General features: G+C 42.0%; 1 protein-coding gene. It reads left to right on the top strand.

Annotated features, from left to right (window positions below):
* Positions 1-69: 69 nt before the first annotated feature.
* Positions 70-553: IS200/IS605 family accessory protein TnpB-related protein (locus tag JCM19043_RS15845; protein WP_156321461.1), on the top strand; the 484-nt coding region annotated here is incomplete at its 3' end.

Genomic DNA, 553 nt, shown 5'->3' with positions numbered 1-553 from the left:
GTCATTCGTCTCACTGACGTTTTTTTTTCTTATGGTCAAGATCTTGTCAATCGTGCCATTCAAACACAAATGAACCTGAAAGATAAGAAAAAGTACGGGAAGCCTATTGGATGGTCGCTTGAGGACCATGTTGACTACTATATCGTTAAATGCTTAATTGATGTGCCGGCTACACCCTATCTGAATACCTCAACATCAACGGGTATGGTTGGTGTTGATTTGAATGTGAATCATCTCGCTGTCGCCAATGTCAACGACATTGGTCAATGTGTGGATGCCTTTACTCTTCCGTTTAACTTAGAGGGTAAAACCAGTGGACAGGCAACGAAAATAATAGAAGCAGAAGTTATTGCCCTTGTTGACTATGCTGTTAAACATCATAAACCACTCGCCATCGAAAGATTGGATACGACGCGGTCCAAAGTGTCGCGTCCTTATGGACATAGGAAAGCCAATCGTCGAATGAGTCAGTTTGCTTATCAAAAGATGATACTAGCAATCAAGTCAAGAGCCGAAAAAATGGGGGTTGCTGTCTACGTTGTTAATCCTGCTT

Source organism: Halolactibacillus sp. JCM 19043 (assembly GCF_001310395.1).
GTDB classification, from domain to species: Bacteria; Bacillota; Bacilli; order Bacillales; family Amphibacillaceae; genus Halolactibacillus; species Halolactibacillus miurensis.
This window is presented reverse-complemented; position numbering and strand designations above follow the sequence as displayed.